Source organism: uncultured Amaricoccus sp., from assembly GCF_937891315.1.
In the GTDB taxonomy this organism is placed as follows: domain Bacteria; phylum Pseudomonadota; class Alphaproteobacteria; order Rhodobacterales; family Rhodobacteraceae; genus Amaricoccus.
Genome location: NZ_CALAGI010000143.1, coordinates 1 through 16,446 on the forward strand (window position 1 = coordinate 1; position 16,446 = coordinate 16,446).

Sequence of the window (16,446 nt, forward strand, 5' to 3'; positions counted from 1 at the left end):
CGACCTCTCGGCCTTCCGCATGCTCGAGATCAAGGACGGCACCTGGACCCTCGTCCAGTAGCAGCCCCCCGCCGCGCCCGGGGCATCCTCTCCGGGCGTCACATCCCCCGTCATTCCGCTGGAGCTCGACGCCATGGCCGAACTCATGCAATTCCTCTTGTCCGGGATCACGGTCGGCGCGGTCTACGCGCTGGTCGCGCTCGGATTCACCATCATCTACAACGCCTCGGACGTGGTGAACTTCGCCCAGGGCGAGTTCGTGATGCTCGGCGGCATGATCACCGTCTTCGCCAACCTCGCGGGCCTGCCCATTCCCCTCGCCGCGCTGGTCGCCATCGCCGCCACCGCCTGCGTCGGTGTCGCCCTCAACAAGCTCGCCATCGAGCCCGCCCGCGGCGCGCCCGTGGTCTCGCTCATCATCATCACCATCGGCGCCTCGATCTTCATCCGCGGCGTGGCGCAACTCGTCTTCGACAAGCAGCTCCACCGCTTCCCCGCCTTCTCCGGCGACACCCCGATCGCCATCCTCGGCGCCACCATCCTGCCGCAATCGCTCTGGGTTCTCGCCGGCGCCGTGGTGGTCTTCATCGGGCTCTGGCTCTTCTTCACCAAGACCCTCACCGGCCGCGCCGTCCTCGCCACCTCGAACAACCGCCTCGCGGCACAGCTCGTCGGCATCAACACCAACTGGGTGATGACGCTCTCCTTCGCGCTCTCCGCCGCCATCGGCGCGCTGGCCGGCGTGCTGGTCACGCCGATCACCAACACCGCCTACGACGTCGGTATCCCGCTCGCGCTCAAGGGCTTCGCCGCGGCGATGCTCGGCGGCATGGGCGCCCCCGTCGGCGCGCTCGTCGGCGGCATTCTCCTCGGCCTCATCGAGTCGCTGACCGCCGGTTACATCAGCTCGGTCTACAAGGACGCCGCCGCCTTCGTCGTCATCCTGATCGTGCTCTTCGTGATGCCGGGCGGCATCTTCGGCCGCAAATCCACGGACCGGGTGTGACCATGACCACCAAGCGCGTCACCCTCCTCGTCCTTGCGATCCTCGTGATCGCCTCGCCGCTCTTCTTCCCCTCCAACTACTATTACCGCGTCGGCTCGCTGATCTTCGTCAACGGCCTCGCCGTCACCGGCCTCGTGATCCTGATCGGCTATGCCGGCCAGATCAGCCTCGGCCACGCGGGCTTCGCCGGCATCGGCGGCTACGCCTGCGCGCTCGCCCCCGCCCACCTCGGCCTCCACCCCGGCCTCGCGGTCCTCCTCGGCGCCGCGCTCTCCGCCGGCCTCGCATGGCTGGTCGGCCGCCCGGTGCTGCGGCTCAAGGGCTACTATCTCGCGGTCGCCACCCTCGGCCTCGGCATCCTTGTCTCGATGGTGCTCGCCAACGAGGCCTGGCTCACCCGCGGTCCCGACGGGATCGAAGTGCCCGACCTCGGCCTCAACGACCTCCTGGAACGCGTCGGCATCGATCTCTCCAACGCGCAGTTCTGGTACTTCTTCTCCGGCCTCGTGCTGGTGATCGGCGCCTGGATCGCGCTCAACCTCTATGACAGCCCGACGGGGCGCGCGCTGCGCGCGCTGCACGGCTCGGAGATCGCCGCCCGCACCGTCGGCATCGACGTCTCCAGCCTCAAGCTCCAGGCCTTCGTCATCTCGGCGGTCTATGCGTCGCTCGCGGGCTCGCTCCTCGCGCTCCAGAACAAGTTCATCACGCCGGACGTCGCGGGCTTCATGCACTCGATCGAGATGGTGACGATGGCGGTTCTCGGCGGGGTCGGCTCGGTGCTCGGCGCCTTCTTCGGCGGCGCGATCCTGACCACGCTGCCGCAGGTGCTGACCGTGTTCCAGGAATACGAGCAGATCCTGCTCGGCCTCGTGATGATGCTCTGCATGATCTTCATGCGCGAGGGGCTGCTTCCCAGCATCCTGCGCGCGCTCCGGGGGAAGGATAAATGACCACGCTTCTCGAAGTAGAGGGCCTCGGCATCACCTTCGGCGGGCTCAAGGCGGTCAGCGACGTGGGCTTCCGCGTCAACCCCGGCGAGATCGTCTCGGTGATCGGCCCGAACGGCGCCGGCAAGACCACGCTCTTCAACATGATCTCCGGCGTCTACAAGCCGTCCGCCGGGTCGGTCAGGCTCGACGGTCAGGACGTGACCGGGCTCGATCCCTTCCTCCTCGCCCGGCGCGGCCTCTCGCGTACCTTCCAGAACCTGCAGATCTTCCAGACGATGACGGTGCTCGAAAACGCCATCGCCGGCTTTCACCTGCAGGAGAAGGGCTCGCTCCTCGCCGACCTCCTGCACCTGCCGTCGATGAAGGCCCGCGCCCGCGCCGCCGAGACGGAAGCCCGCGCGCTCCTCGACCGGGTGCGGCTCGGCAACGCGGCGGAGAAGGAGGCCTCCTCGCTCTCCTACGGCGCGCTGAAGCGGCTCGAGATCGCCCGCGCGCTGGCCTTGAAGCCCCGCGTCCTCCTCCTCGACGAGCCGGCGGCGGGCTGCAACGCGGTGGAGACCGAGGAGATCGATCACCTGATCGCCGAGGTCGCCGCCTCCGGCACGGCGATCCTCCTCGTGGAGCACGACATGAAGATGGTCATGCGCATCTCCAACCACATCGTCGTGCTCGACCACGGCGAGAAGATCGCCGAGGGCAAGCCCGAGGAGGTCAGCCAGAATCCCAAGGTCATCGAGGCGTATCTCGGCACCGATTCACAGGTGGAGGCGACCCATGCTTAGCGTCGAGGGCCTGCGCTCCCGCTACGGCCGCATCGAGGTGCTGCACGGCATCGACCTCGCGGTCAACTCCGGCGAGATCGTCACCGTCGTCGGTGCCAACGGCGCCGGCAAGACCACGCTGCTGCGCTGCCTCTCGGGCGTCCAGCCCGTGTCGGCCGGCACCATCAGCTTCCGCGGCGAGGCTTTCACCGCCGTTCCCGCCTACAAGCGCCTCGGCCACGGCCTCGCGCAGTCGCCCGAGGGGCGGCAGATCTTCACCAACCTGACGGTGGAGGAGAACCTGCGCCTCGGCGCCTTCCTCTACACCGACGACCGGGTGGAGAAGGACATGGCGAACGCCTTCGCGATGTTCCCGATCCTCAAGGAGAAGCGCAACCTCGCCGCCGGCGGCCTTTCCGGCGGCCAGCAGCAGATGCTTGCCATCACCCGCGCGCTGATGGGGCGGCCCTCGTGCCTGCTCCTCGACGAGCCGTCGATGGGGCTGGCACCGATCATCGTCGCGCAGATCTTCGACGTGGTGAAGTCGATGCGCGATCTCGACGTCACCGTTCTCCTCGTCGAGCAGAACGCCTTCGGCGCGCTCAAGATCGCCGACCGCGGCTATGTGCTGGAGACCGGCCGTGTCACCATGAGCGGCACGGCGGCCGAGCTCATCGCCGACCCGCGCATCCGCGAAGCCTATCTGGGGATATGACCATGACCGACACCACCACCCTCGCGTCCCCCGTCTCCATCGCACGCGAAGGCCGCGTCGCCGTCGTCACCATCGACAATCCGCCGGTCAACGCGCTGAGCCAGGCCCTGCGCGGCGCCCTCCGGGACGCGGCCGAGGCCCTCGACGCCGACGCGTCCGTCGATGCCGTCGTCCTCCTCTGCGCCGGGCGCACCTTCATCGCCGGGGCCGACGTGAGCGAGTTCGGCAAGCCGCCGGTGCCGCCGCACCTGCCCGACCTCGTCGCCCGCATCGAGGCGGCGGCGAAGCCGTGGGTGGCCGCCATCCACGGCTCCGCCCTCGGCGGCGGCTTCGAGGTGGCGCTCGCCTGCCGCTTCCGCGTGGCGCTCGCGTCCGCCACCGTCGGCCTGCCGGAAGTCACCCTCGGCATCGTGCCCGGGGCCGGGGGCACCGTCCGCCTGCCGCGCCTCGTCCCGCCCGCCGCGGCCATCGACATCGCCACCACGGGCAAGCCGGTGAAGGCGCCGAAGGCGCTGGAGCTCGGCCTAATCGACCGCATCGTGGAGGGCGACCTCCGCGCCGCCGCCGTCGCCTTCGCCACCGACCCGCCGCCGCTTCCCGCGCCGCTCCGCGACCGCGCGCCCATGACCGCCGACCCCGCCTTCTGGGCCGATGCCGAGAAGCGGGTCAGGAAGGTCGCCCGCGGGGAGGCCGCGCCGCTCCGCGCGCTCGCCTGCCTGCGCCGCGCCACCGAAGCGCCCTTCGACGAGGCGATGGCCTTCGAGCGCGAGACCTTCCTCGCCTTGCGCGCCTCCCCCGAGGCCGCGGCGCTCCGCCACGTCTTCTTCGCGGAGCGCGCCGCCCCGCGGCCCCCGGCGCTGAAGGGCGTCGCGGCGAAGGCGATCGCCACCACCGCCGTCGTCGGCGGCGGCACCATGGGCGCCGGCATCGCCGCGGCGCTCCGCGACGCCGGCCTGCCCGTGACGCTCGTCGAGCGCGACGCCGAGGCGCTGGCACGCGGGCTCGCCAACGTCCGCGCCATCTTCGACGGCGCGGTGAAGCGCGGCCGCCTGACCGACGCCGCCGCCGCGGAGCGGATCGGCGGCGTCGCGGGGACGACGGACTATGCCGACCTCGCCGACATCGATCTGGTGATCGAGGCGGTCTTCGAGGAACTGTCGGTCAAGCGCGCGGTCTTCGAGGCGCTGTCGGTGGCCTGCCGCCCCGACGCGATCCTCGCGACCAACACCTCCTATCTCGATCCGCGGACGATCGCCGAGGGCGTGCCGGGTCCCGGCCGCTTCATCGGGCTGCACTTCTTCAGCCCGGCCAATGTGATGAAGCTCCTCGAGATCGTCCCGACGCCCGAAACCTCGCCCGAGACGCTGGCGACCGGCTTCGCCCTCGCCGCGCGCCTGCGCAAGATCCCCGTGCAGGCCGGCATCTGCGACGGCTTCATCGGCAACCGCATCCTCAAGCGCTACCGCGCCGCGGCCGAGGCCCTCGTCCGCCAGGGCGCGACCGTCGCCGAGATCGACGCGGCGATGCGCGCCTTCGGCTTCGCCATGGGCCCCTTCGAGGCGCAGGATCTCGGCGGCCTCGACATCGCCTTCCTCCAGCGGGAGGGCGCCCGCGCCCGCGGCGAGAACGTGCCGGAAACGCTCGGCGACATCCTCGTCCGCTCGGGGCGCAAGGGCCAGAAGACCGGTGGCGGCTGGTACGACTACGCCCCCGGTGACCGCGCGCCACATCCTTCGCGGACCGTCGCGGCGCTTCTCGCCGAACAGATCGACGCGGGAGGCGGGAGCATGCCGTCCGACGCGATCGCCGGGCATCTCGTTTCGGAGATGGCCGCCGAGGGCGAACTCATCCTCGCCGAAGGCATCGCCGGGCAACCGGCCGACATCGACCTCGTCGAGATCCACGGCTACGGCTTCCCCCGGCGCCGCGGCGGCCCGATGTTCGCCGCCTCCTGAATGGAAACCGGGCGATGATACCAACGGCCACGCCGACTGACCCTTTACTCAGGGGTCGGACACAAGCCCCAGCCGGGCGTTGGGCGTGACGGATGGGCCGCCGGTCTCGACCGTCGGCGAGACCGGCCGCGGACGCCCCTCCCGTCGTGCCGGAGGCACGCCTGCGGCGTGACGGGTGTCCGCGAAGCGCGGCCACCCAGGGGCGCCCCCGTCCGTACTTCGAGGTCCGGCGCTTCCCCACGCCCCATCGCCTCCGGGCCTCCGGCCCTCCAGCGATCGGCCCGGCCGAGGCGGTGCCTCGGCATTGTCGGGCCTGTGCCTCGCGTGCCTTCGGCGCGCTTGGTCGGTAAGTCAACGAGATGGCCGTTGGTCTGAGATCACCCTTCGCCGCTCAATTCGGCGCGGGCCGTCTCGGTTTGCCTTGTCGGGAGTCCAGATCAGGCCGGCGCGCACGCGCCCGCACGTTCCGAGCCCGCGCCCCGAGCCCGTGTCGCGGTCGAGACACCGGCGGATCTTCGCGCCGGCAAGGCACGCTCGACGGTCGGAGAGCGAAGCCATTCCCGCGCCCCGGCCAACCCGCCGTCGATTTCGGGAGCGGGGCATGAAGCCCCGCTCCCCGGGATTGGAATGGTCGCGGTCGGCACCCGCCGAGATCGCCCCCCGGGTCAGACCTGCGTCGTGCGCCGCGCCAGCGCGCTGGTGGTCAGGGATCGGACCAGTGCGAGGACCGAGTTCCGCGTCTCGGGATCGGGGATCGCGGCGTAGGCCTCGACCAGCGTGCGCACCTCGTCGCGCAGCGGACCCTCGGCCACCGAGCCCGCGGGTTCGCCCACGCCGTCGAGCCCTTCGAAGAAATAGCTGGGCGCGACCCCGAGGAAGGTCGCGATCTGGAACAGGCGCCCGGCGCCGATCCGGTTCGATCCCTTCTCGTATTTCTGGATCTGCGAGAATGTGAGCCCGAGGTAGCGGCCGAGACGACCCTGGCTGATGCCAAGCGACTCCCGCCGCTGACGCATCCGCGTGCCTACATGAATATCGACCTTGCTAGCAAAAAGAGACACCACTGACCCCACATACTCACTTCAAAACAGACCCATCGCTCGGCGCCCACGTGCGTCGTGGCGTCGCGTCGGACCGCGCTGCTAGGAAATCCCACCTCTCCCGCGATCAATCTATCTCTGCCTGGTAAGTGAAATGCCACCGTAAAAGTTTGTAACAGTTAATACGAAAATGAAAGCGATCGCTGCCAGTCCCGGCCAATCCCCGAGCATGAAATAGAGCGTCGGCGGAAGTGCGCCGGGCAAAGCGACGTCGATATAGCCGGCGCGCCCGAGGCCGAGACTCTCCACGATCTCGCCGCGCGCGTCGATCATCGCCGAAATTCCTGTATTCGCTGCCCGCGCGAGGGGCACACCCTGCTCGATCGCCCGCGCCCGCGCCTGTGCCAGATGCTGGTAGGGGCCGGAGACCTCGCCGAACCAGGCGTCGTTGGTCAGTTGGACGATCCATTCCGGCCGCCCCCCGGGGGCCCGCGCCCCGTCGGGAAAGATCGCTTCGTAGCAGATGAGCGGCAGGAATGGCGGCAGGCCCGGCGGTGCGACGAGCCGCGGCCCGGGCCCGGGCGAGAAGCCGCCACCGGTCAGCGTCTCGAGGCCCGGTATGCCGAGCCGCGCGACGAGACCCGCCTTCGGGATGTATTCGCCGAAGGGCACGAGATGATGCTTGTCGTAGATCCCCTGCTCGGCCCCGTCCGGCGCCAGCACGGCGAGCGAATTGAACCAGACCTGCCCCTGCGGCCAGAGTTCGACCCGGCGGATGCCAGTGATCAACCGGCCAGCCGGTCCGGTCGCGGCGGCGGCCAGCGCCTGCGCCGCGGGGTCGTCGTCGAGCACGAAGGAGACCGCCGTCTCGGGCCAGAGGGTGACGTCCGGCATCGGATCGGCCGGCGCCCGTGTGAGGTCGATCAGCCGCTGGAAGAATTCGGCGTCCTTGCCGGGCAGCCATTTCTCCTCCTGCCGCGCGTTCGGCTGGACGAGGCGCACGATCACCGGCTCCGCCCGTTCCGGCGCCGGGGCCGCGAGGCGGACCATGCCGAGCGTCCAGCCCGCCGCGACCAGCGCCGCCGCCATCGCCGCGCCGCGCCAGGTCGCGAGGCCGAGCGACAGGCCAGCGACCAGCGTCAGGAAGCCGAGCACATGCGGCCCGAACAGCGCCGCCGTCTGCGCCACCGGCGTCTCGATCCAGGCATAGGCCGGCAGGCCCCATGGAAAGCCGGTCAGCACATGGGCGCGCGCATAGTCGGCGAAGGTCCAGAGCGCGGCGAGGACCAGCACCCGCGACGGACCCGGCGGCCAGACCGCGCGGGCGAGGCCGAAGGCGGCCGCCCAGAACAGCGCGAGCCCGCCGGCCATCCCGGCGAGGGCGAAGGGCGCCATCCATCCGAAGCGCGCGGCGTCGACCATGAAAGGTTCGACGATCCAGAAGAGGTCGGCGGCGAAATAGCCAAGCCCCGCCGCCCAGCCGAGCAGAGCGCCACCGATCGGCCCCCGGCAGCCATCGAGCAGCCGGAACAGGACCGGCAGGCCGACGAACAACAGGATCGGCCAGGAGAGCGGCGCCTGCGCCCCCGCGAGGGCCGCGCCGGCCAGAAACCCGAGCACAAGCCGGCGCCACCCGGAAACCGCCCCTACGCGCGTGGCGATCAAGGTGACGCCCGGAATCACGCGGAACCGCGGACCGGGCGCGGAGGATCCGCGCGGCGCGTACGGCGAAGCATCATGGATCTATTCCGCCGCCTCTGACGGCTTCGCCGTCTCGCGCCGCAGTCGCAGGCGTAAACCCTTGATCTTACGAGCGTCCGCGTCGACCACCTCGAATTCGTGCCCGTCGGGATGGGCAACGATCTCGCCGATCGCCGGCACCCGGCCGGCGAGCCGCGTGACCAGACCGCCGAGCGTATGCACCTTCTCGGCCGTCTCGCGAGAGGCGAGTCGCGTCCCGGTCTCTTCCTCGAAATCGGCGAGATCGGCCCGGGCCTGGGCGAGGAACACGCCGTCGCCCTCGTCGCTCCACAGCTTGTCCTCGGCCTCGTCATGCTCGTCGGCGATGTCACCGACCACCTGCTCCAGCAAATCCTCGAACGTCACGAGGCCATCGACGCCGCCATATTCGTCGATGACCAGCGCCATATGGACATGCGCCGCCTGCATCTTGCGCAGCAGCGCGCCGATCGACATCGAGGGCGGCACATAGAGCAGCGGCCGGACCAAAGGCGTGAGGTCGAACGGCCGCTTCGTCGCCCCGAAGCCGTAGTTCAGCGCAAGATCCTTCAGATGCACCAATCCCTTCGGCTGATCGAGCGTCTCGGAATAGACCGGCAGCCGCGACAGCGTGCTGCTCTGGAACACCGAGACCAGATCCTCGATCGTCGAATCATCCGACACCGCGACGATGTCGGCCCGCGGCACGGACACATCGTCCACGCGCATCTGACGCAGATTGCGCAGATTGACCATCATCTCGCGATCGTTGGAAGCGGCCCTGGCCGGGTCCGAATCGCCGGACGCCTGATCGGTCTGCTCGGCCTCCGGCGCGTCGCGCCTGAAAAGACGCGAGAAGAAGGTCGATCTGGCGGGACTGTCCGGATCTCCGTCGTCGGAAACGCGCTGCCCCGTGGCTGGGAGCCCGTCGGATGTCTCGCCCATGTCTCCTGTCCGGATGTCGCGCCCGAGGGGCGCCCCTAGCGCGAATATGGGTTCCGCAGCCCCATGCTGGCAAGTATTTTCGTCTCGAAAGCTTCCATCGCGTCGGCCTCGTCCTCCATCTCGTGGTCATAGCCGAGGAGATGCAGGACGCCATGCACCACGAGATGCGTCGCGTGATCGCCGAGCGGGATACCCGCCGCCGCGGCTTCCGCCGCGCAGGTCTCGTAGGCGATCGCGAGATCGCCCAGAAACACCGGCTCGTCCTGTTCCGGCGCCGGCGCCGGTCCGTCGAAGGCGGGCCAGGAGAGGATGTTGGTCGGCGCCGGCTTGCCGCGGAACTCGGCATTCAGCCCCGCGATCCGCGCATCGTCGCAGCCGAGGAGGCTGAGTTCGTGCCGGTCGGGATCAAGGCCGGCGGCGAGAAGCGCGGCGCGCGCCGCCCGCTCGGCCAGCTGTCCGAGCCCGGCCTCCGCCCAGCGCGCATCCTCGATCACCGGATCGACGAGCGCCACCGTCTCCGAATCGGAACCGGTCGTGTCCGCGCTCACGCGTCGACCGGTCGCGCGGTCTCGTAGGCGCGGATGATGCGGGCGACCATCGGATGCCGAACCACGTCCTCGGCGGAGAAGCGGGCGAAGCCGATGCCCTCGACGTCGCGCAGGACCCGCTCCGCCTCGATCAGGCCCGACATCACCCCGCGGGGCAGGTCGATCTGCGTCACGTCGCCCGTGATCGCCATGCGACTGCCTTCGCCGAGGCGCGTCAGGAACATCTTCATCTGCATCGTCGTCGCGTTCTGCGCCTCGTCGAGCACGACGAAGGCGTTGGCGAGCGTCCGCCCGCGCATGAAGGCGAGCGGCGCGATCTCGATCTGCCGCTCCTCGATCAGCTTCGCCACCTGTTTCGGCGGGAAGAAGTCGTTCAGCGCGTCATAGAGCGGCTGCATGTAGGGATCGACCTTCTCCTTCATGTCGCCGGGCAGGAAGCCGAGCCGCTCGCCCGCCTCCACCGCCGGACGGCTGAGGATGATCTTGTCGACCTGGCCCTCGATGAACATGGCGACCGCCGCCGCGACCGCGAGATAGGTCTTGCCGGTACCCGCCGGACCGATGCCGAACACCAGCTCGTGCCGGAAGAGCTTGCGCACGTAATCATTCTGCGCCGAGGTTCGGGGCTCGACAATCTTGCGCCGGGTGCGGATCTCCAGCGGCTCGGTGCTGAACATCTCGAGCTGGCCGGCCCGCGCGCCCGGCTCGCGCCGGGGTTCCCGCGCCGGGGCGGCGGGGCTGAGGCGGATCACCGCGTCGATGTCGCCGGGGGTCACCGGCCGCCCCTGTTCCAGCCGGGCATAGAGCCCGCGCAGCACCTGCTCGGCCGCGCCGCGCTCGGCCGCCGGTCCGTGCAGCGCGAGATGATTGCCGCGCCGATGGATCGCGACGCCGAGGCGCTGTTCGATCTGCACGATATTGCGATCGAGCTCGCCGCAGAGATCGATCATCAGGCGATTATCCGGAAACTGCAGAATGCTGTCGGATGGGTCATCCGGGGTCGGGGCGGGTGAAGGGGCGTTGATCGCCAATGGGCCTCCGGCGGCGTTGAGACTCTGCTTCGCGGACACTGCCCCACCCGGGACCGCCGCGCAAGCGCCTGTCGGATGGAGAGCATCGGGCGGCGCGAAACCCGTCTGCCCGGCCTCAGGCGGCGCTGACCGCCTGCTTCTTGCCGCAGACGACCTTGCAGACGTGGGGGGTCTGGTGCGCCCAGTATGCTTCCAGATGGTTCAGAAACGCGTCATAGGCGGCGCGCGCCGACGCGAACCCCACCTGGTCGATGTTCATCCTTCGCGTGTCGAATGTGTCGAACGCATCGCCAATCCAACTGTCACCCTGTGGGAACATACCCCTGTCTTTCATGTAGATCCGGCGCCCGACGTGGCAGCACGGCGAGAGATATCCCATGAAATCGATGAAAGCCTCGGAGGCGCGGCGCGCCTCGCAGGAGATAACAACCTCGGTCCTTGCCAGATCCTCCACGGCGATCTTGTGAGTCGTCGCGGATTTCGGGGCAAGGGTTATGGTCGGTGGCATGAGGACGTACTCCTCACCCTTGTGGGAATAGGTGAAGGACGGCTTTCCTCCGAACCTGTTGGACGGATACGAACGGAAGTTGACGAAGCCCCGCGCTCCGGCCATCTGTTCCGCGGTGGTCACCTCATGCTCGTTGTGCCGGAATACCAGCATCCACCATTCGGCCTCGCCCCCCTCCGATATGAACGCCTCGGTGTTCCGCATGATCCGCGAAAAGTCCGTTCCGACCCGGTACAGACGGTTGGTCTCGTGGCTTGCCCCGTCGATGGCGGCGATCAGTCGGAACGAATGCCCCGACGCCGCCCCGGCCAGATCCCGCCACCAGGACACCGGTCGAATGGACGCGTTGCTGTAGACCTTGATGGCCAGTGCTGGATTGCATGCCCAGCAATATTGAAGAATCGGGACAAGATCCGGCACGACGGCGGGGTCTCCATAGTTTCCGCAAAAGAAGATGGACCTGAGGGTGCTCATGAATTCCGGAGGGCTGTAGCGCTGGAAATCGCCGAGCGAACAGACCCGCCGCGCAAGCCAGTCCTTTGGCTTGCAGCCATCGGGATCCGTCCTCGCGCATTGCGGGCATCCGGCGTTGCAGAGATCGGTGAGGTCATAGTGGACACGGCTTATTGTCATGCCCACCCCAAGAGACAATTTCGCACCAGCCGTTTGTACGCCAACGCGAATTTTCCCGCAATGGAATCGCCGATGTCTTGACCCCGCGCGTCCGCGGACCTGATCCGGGACTTTGCGCTAGCTCGCCAGTTCTCCGGACAGCGAGTTGGTTCCGGCGGCGGTTACTCGCGCCGCCACCACCCTCCCCACCAGGGTCGGATCGGCCTTCAGATGCACCGCGTGCAGATAGGGCGACTTGCCCACCAGCTGACCCGGATCGCGCCCCGCCTTCTCCAGCAGCACCGGCAGCGTGCGTCCGACCATGGCCGCCTGGTATACCGCCTGCTGCCGGGTCAGCAGCGCCTGCAGGCGCAGCAGCCGCTCGGACTTTACCTCGGCCGGCAGATCGTCGCGCCCGGCGGCGGGCGTGCCCGGACGGGGCGAATAGGCGAAGGAGAAGGCCTGCGCATAGCCGACCGCCTCGATGAGATCGAGCGTCGCCTGGAAATCCGCCTCGGTCTCGCCCGGAAAGCCCACGATGAAATCGCCCGACAGCGCCATGTCCGGCCGCGCCGCGCGGATCCGGTCGATCAGTGCCAGATAGTCCGCCGCGGTGTGCCGGCGGTTCATCGCCTTCAGGATCCGGTCGCTGCCGGACTGGACCGGCAGATGCAGGAACGGCATCAGCTTCGGCTCCTCGGCATGGGCCGCGATCAGGTCGTCGCCCATGTCGTTCGGATGCGAGGTCGTGTAGCGGATCCGCTCCAGCCCCTCGATTCCGGCGATCTCGCGCACGAGGCCGGCGAGCGTCGCACCCTCGGCGTCGCGATAGGCGTTCACGTTCTGGCCGAGCAGCGTCAGTTCGACAACGCCGCGCGCGACGAGATCGCGCGCCTCCGCCAGCAGGCGCGCCGCCGGCCGCGAAACCTCCGCGCCGCGGGTATAGGGCACGACGCAGAAGGTGCAGAACTTGTCGCAGCCCTCCTGCGCCGTCAGGAAGGCCGCCGGCGCGCGGCGCGCGCGCGACCCCTCGGGCAGATGGTCGAACTTGTCCTCGGGCGGGAAGTCGGTGTCGATGGCGCGCGCGCCGCGCTCCAGCATCGCCGGCAACCGGTGATAGGCTTGCGGCCCGACGACCAGATCGACCATCGGCGCCCGGCGCAGGATCTCCGCCCCCTCGGCCTGGGCGACGCAGCCCGTAACCCCGACCCGCAACTCCGGCTTCGCGGCCTTCAGCGGACGCAGGCGCCCGAGGTCGGAATAGACCTTCTCCGCCGCCTTCTCGCGGATGTGGCAGGTGTTGAGCAGTATGAGATCAGCCTCCTCGGCGACCTCGGTCGGCTCGTAGCCATTGGCGCCGAGCGCCGCCACCATCCGCTCGCTGTCATAGACGTTCATCTGGCAGCCGTAGGTCTTGACGAACAGCTTCTTCTTGCCTTCCGTCATGCCGTCCGGGCCGGAATTCGCGGGTTCGACGCTGTCGGCGGAAAAATTGGCGGGCTCGGCCATGGCCGTCTCTCCAAAAGAGAAGGGGCGCGCGAACCCTTCGGCCGCGTGCCCCCTCTAGCCGTCGCGCCGGTTCGGCGCAAGCGAGCCCTATTTCGCGCGCGGCTTGCGCCCGAGGCCGATCTTCTTCGCCAGTTCCTGACGCTTGGCCGCGTAGTTCGGCGCGACCATCGGATATTCCGCCTTCAGGCCCCACTTCGCGCGATAATCCTCGGGCGTCATGCCGTAGGCGGTCATCAGGTGCCGTTTCAGCATCTTCAGCTTCTTGCCGTCTTCGAGACAGATGATGTAGTCGTCCGTCACCGACTTCTTGATCGGAACCGCGGGCGTCAGCTCGACCGACGCCGTCTCCTCGCCACCGGCCAGTTCGGAGAGCTTGGCAAAGACGGACTGGATCAGTTCTGGGACGTCGTTCTGGACGATCGCGTTGTTCGCCACATGGGCGGACACGATCTCCGTCGTCAGGGCAAGGATCTCTCCGCGACCGATGATTTGATCTTCCGTCATCAACGTATTCCTGATTCTGGAACCCGAAGTGGCGCCCGCCTACCACAGGTTACTTGGTTTCTCGGCCTCGCTCGCTGGTCAACGAGCGTTGCGCCAACGAAGCCTTAAGGTAACAGTATCGTAGTTCAGTAAAATTCCTTTGACAAGTGATCGGCCAAAAAGAAGTAGAAAATTTTCATCACACTGTCGGTACCGCAGGAACGCTGGCGTCAGCCGGGAAGTATGCAATCCACGAGTTTTCCGACGATGATGACGTTTTCGGTCGCGATGTTCCCGCCGATGATATCAATTGGCGGTTGCGTTGGCGATATCATGCCGATCTGGCCGATGGCTGTTTGAGCCATCTTCCGCCTATCGGCCATGCCGGCCTCGAGTCCGAATGCCTCTGGAAACCACCTTCGAGGCCGTCAGTATAGTCCGGTGAAACGACCCGCCCATCCCACGTCGCGAATTTCTCGCGCTTCGCAAGTTGACGCGGAGGCAGCGCGCCGTTCCGTCCCGCCCTCGGCCACGCAGGCACGAATTGCCGGCGACGGAGACATCGTTTTTCTTGGATTCGCCTCCCGGCGACGCTTTCCTCAGGCCGCCGTCAGCCCCCTCTGCTCCAGCAGGGCCTCGACCCCCGGCATCCGACCCCGGAAAGCGACATAGAGGTCGGCCTCGTCGCGCGAACCGCCGGCGCCGTAGATGTTGTCGGCCAGCCGCCGGGCCGTCGCCGGATCGAATACGTCGCCCGTCTCGCGGAAGGCGGAAAAGGCGTCGGCATCCATCACTTCGGACCACATGTAGGAATAGTAGCCGGACGAATAGCCGTCGCCCGAGAAGACATGCGCGAAATGCGGCGTCGCATGCCGCATCACGATGGCCGGCGGCACATCGAGCCGGGCCAGCGTCGCGGCCTGCGCCGCCATCGGGTCCGCCGGCGCCGCCCCGGCGTGGAAATCGAGATCGACCAGTGCCGAGGTGACATATTCCACGGTCGAGAAACCCTGATCGTAGTTCCGCGCCGCGAGCAGGCGGTCGAGCAGGTCGCGCGGCATCGGAACGCCGGTCTCGGCGTGGCGGGCATGCGCTTCCAGCACCTCCGGCGTTGACAGCCAATGCTCGTAGAGCTGGCTCGGCAACTCCACGAAATCCCGGGCGACGGATGTGCCCGCGATGAAGCCGTAGGTCACGTCCGACATCAGCACATGCAGCGCATGGCCGAATTCGTGGAACAGCGTACGCGCGTCGTCGAAGGTCAGCAGGCAGGGTTCGCCCTCGGGAGCCTTGGCGAAGTTGCAGACATTGATCGCGATCGGTCGCGTCTCGCCGTCGAGCTTCGACTGAATCCGGAAGTTCGAGCACCAGGCTCCGGAGCGTTTCGAGGGGCGCGCGAAATAGTCGCCGATGAAGACCCCCATGTGCCGCTCGCCGCGACGGACCTCCCAGGCCCGCGCGTCCGGATGGTGCAGCGGCGCCGCGATCGGCCGGAAGTCGAGGCCGAAGAGCCGTCCCGCGACGTCGAAAGCCGCGGCGATCATGTGATTGAGTTCCAGATACGGCTTCACCTCGGCCTCGTCGAGGTCATGCTCCAGTTTCTGGCGGATCGCAGAATAGAACCGCCAGTCCCAGGGTTCGAGCGCGCCGTTGATCCCGTCGCCGCGCATCAGCTCCTCCAGCCGCGCCGCGTCCGACAGCGCCCGTGCCCGCGCCGGCGTCCAGACCGCCATCAGCAGCGCGCGCACCGCGTCCGGGGTCTTCGCCATCTCGTTGTCGAGCTTGAAGGCCGAAAAGGACGGATAGCCGAGCAGCCGCGCCCGCTCCTCGCGCAGCCTCAGTGTTTCGGCGACGATCTCGCGATTGTCGGTGGCACCGCCGTTCGCCCCGCGCGCCACCCAGGCGCGGAACGCCCGCTCGCGCAGATCGCGCCGCCGCGAGAATTGCAGGAACGGCACGATCAGGCTGCGCGACAGCGTCACCACATGGCCGCCATGCCCGCGCTCGCTCGCCGCCTCGGCCATCGCCGCGATCAGGAAATCCGGCAGCCCGTCCAGATCCTCCGGCGCCAGCGCCATTTGCCAGGACTTTTCGTCCGCCAGCACATTCTGCGAAAAGGCGGTGCCTAGGCTTGCCAGCCGGCTTAGAACTTCGGTCAGCCGCTCGCGATCCCCGCCTTGAAGCCGGGCACCGGCCCGCACGAACATCCGGTGGTAGAGTTCCAGCACCCGCCGCTGCTCCGCCGTCAGGCTGAGCTCGGCGCGCTTCTCGAAGAGCGCGTCCACCCGCGCGAACAGCGCCGCGTTCATCATGGTCGCCGAACTGTGCGCCGACAGCTTCGGACTCAGGTCCCGCTGCAACGCCTCGATCGCGTCGCTGGTATTGGCGCCGGCCAGATTGAAGAACACCGACGCCACCCGGTCGAGCCGGTGCTCGGCGCGCTCCATCGCCTCGATCGTGTTGGCAAAGGTCGGCGGCTCGGCATTCCCGGCGATGGCGTCGATATTGGTCCGTGCCTCGGTCATCGCCGCGTCGAAGGCCGGCGCGAACTGCTCGACCTCGATCTCCGCGAATGGCGGCAGGCCGAAGGGCGTGGTCCATTCGTCGAAGAGCGCCGAAGTAACGGCCATGACAACCTCCCGATTTCATCGCGGCGCGACA

The 16,446-nt window shown here is 68.3% G+C and carries 15 protein-coding genes; 5 read left to right on the forward strand and 10 right to left on the reverse strand.

Going from position 1 to position 16,446, the window contains the following annotated elements; translation table 11 throughout:
- Positions 1-133 precede the first annotated feature (133 nt).
- From Q0480_RS14305 to Q0480_RS14325, 5 genes are read left to right on the forward strand one after another with little or no spacing between them, the layout of a single operon-like run.
- Complete coding sequence (locus Q0480_RS14305) at positions 134-1,006, forward strand: branched-chain amino acid ABC transporter permease (RefSeq protein WP_299133928.1); 873 nt, start codon at positions 134-136, stop codon at positions 1,004-1,006.
- A gap of 2 nt (positions 1,007-1,008) precedes the next feature.
- A complete protein-coding gene (locus Q0480_RS14310; protein WP_299133930.1) occupies positions 1,009-1,959 on the forward strand; it encodes a branched-chain amino acid ABC transporter permease in 951 nt (316 codons plus the stop codon).
- Positions 1,956-2,741 carry an ABC transporter ATP-binding protein gene (locus tag Q0480_RS14315; RefSeq protein ID WP_299133932.1) on the forward strand — a complete coding sequence of 262 codons (786 nt, stop codon included), beginning with the start codon at positions 1,956-1,958 and terminating at the stop codon, positions 2,739-2,741. The genes Q0480_RS14310 and Q0480_RS14315 overlap by 4 nt, the downstream gene beginning before the upstream one ends.
- Positions 2,734-3,435 (forward strand): ABC transporter ATP-binding protein, encoded by a 702-nt coding sequence (locus Q0480_RS14320; protein ID WP_299133933.1) that lies wholly within the window; start codon positions 2,734-2,736, stop codon positions 3,433-3,435. Before Q0480_RS14315 ends, Q0480_RS14320 begins: the two co-directional genes overlap by 8 nt.
- A 2-nt stretch (positions 3,436-3,437) precedes the next feature.
- Entirely contained in the window at positions 3,438-5,390 is a 1,953-nt protein-coding gene (locus Q0480_RS14325; protein WP_299133934.1) for a 3-hydroxyacyl-CoA dehydrogenase NAD-binding domain-containing protein, read from the forward strand.
- A gap of 665 nt (positions 5,391-6,055) precedes the next feature.
- Here Q0480_RS14325 and Q0480_RS14330 read toward each other — a convergent pair.
- The 10 genes from Q0480_RS14330 to Q0480_RS14375 form a co-directional block, all read right to left on the reverse strand.
- Positions 6,056-6,406: a helix-turn-helix transcriptional regulator gene (locus Q0480_RS14330; RefSeq protein ID WP_299133935.1), complete on the reverse strand. Its 351-nt coding sequence runs from the start codon at positions 6,404-6,406 to the stop codon at positions 6,056-6,058.
- A 156-nt stretch (positions 6,407-6,562) separates the two neighbouring features.
- Complete coding sequence (gene lnt / locus Q0480_RS14335) at positions 6,563-8,050, reverse strand: apolipoprotein N-acyltransferase (protein WP_299133937.1); 1,488 nt, start codon at positions 8,048-8,050, stop codon at positions 6,563-6,565.
- Between the two features lie 123 nt (positions 8,051-8,173).
- Positions 8,174-9,094: a hemolysin family protein gene (locus Q0480_RS14340; RefSeq protein ID WP_299133938.1), complete on the reverse strand. Its 921-nt coding sequence runs from the start codon at positions 9,092-9,094 to the stop codon at positions 8,174-8,176.
- 35 nt (positions 9,095-9,129) lie between these two features.
- Positions 9,130-9,642: an rRNA maturation RNase YbeY gene (gene ybeY, locus Q0480_RS14345; RefSeq protein ID WP_299133940.1), complete on the reverse strand. Its 513-nt coding sequence runs from the start codon at positions 9,640-9,642 to the stop codon at positions 9,130-9,132.
- Positions 9,639-10,592: a PhoH family protein gene (locus Q0480_RS14350; protein WP_350459197.1), complete on the reverse strand. Its 954-nt coding sequence runs from the start codon at positions 10,590-10,592 to the stop codon at positions 9,639-9,641. Before Q0480_RS14350 ends, ybeY begins: the two co-directional genes overlap by 4 nt.
- A 196-nt stretch (positions 10,593-10,788) precedes the next feature.
- The gene (locus tag Q0480_RS14355) at positions 10,789-11,814 is read right to left on the reverse strand and encodes a hypothetical protein (protein ID WP_299133944.1); all 1,026 of its coding nucleotides are present in this window, start codon (positions 11,812-11,814) and stop codon (positions 10,789-10,791) included.
- A gap of 117 nt (positions 11,815-11,931) precedes the next feature.
- The gene (gene miaB / locus Q0480_RS14360) at positions 11,932-13,239 is read right to left on the reverse strand and encodes a tRNA (N6-isopentenyl adenosine(37)-C2)-methylthiotransferase MiaB (RefSeq protein WP_299133980.1); all 1,308 of its coding nucleotides are present in this window, start codon (positions 13,237-13,239) and stop codon (positions 11,932-11,934) included.
- A 150-nt stretch (positions 13,240-13,389) separates the two neighbouring features.
- The gene (locus Q0480_RS14365; protein ID WP_299133946.1) at positions 13,390-13,806 is read right to left on the reverse strand and encodes a MucR family transcriptional regulator; all 417 of its coding nucleotides are present in this window, start codon (positions 13,804-13,806) and stop codon (positions 13,390-13,392) included.
- Between the two features lie 209 nt (positions 13,807-14,015).
- Positions 14,016-14,168: a hypothetical protein gene (locus Q0480_RS14370; RefSeq protein ID WP_299133948.1), complete on the reverse strand. Its 153-nt coding sequence runs from the start codon at positions 14,166-14,168 to the stop codon at positions 14,016-14,018.
- Between the two features lie 216 nt (positions 14,169-14,384).
- Complete coding sequence (locus Q0480_RS14375) at positions 14,385-16,415, reverse strand: M3 family metallopeptidase (RefSeq protein ID WP_299133950.1); 2,031 nt, start codon at positions 16,413-16,415, stop codon at positions 14,385-14,387.
- Positions 16,416-16,446: the final 31 nt, after the last annotated feature.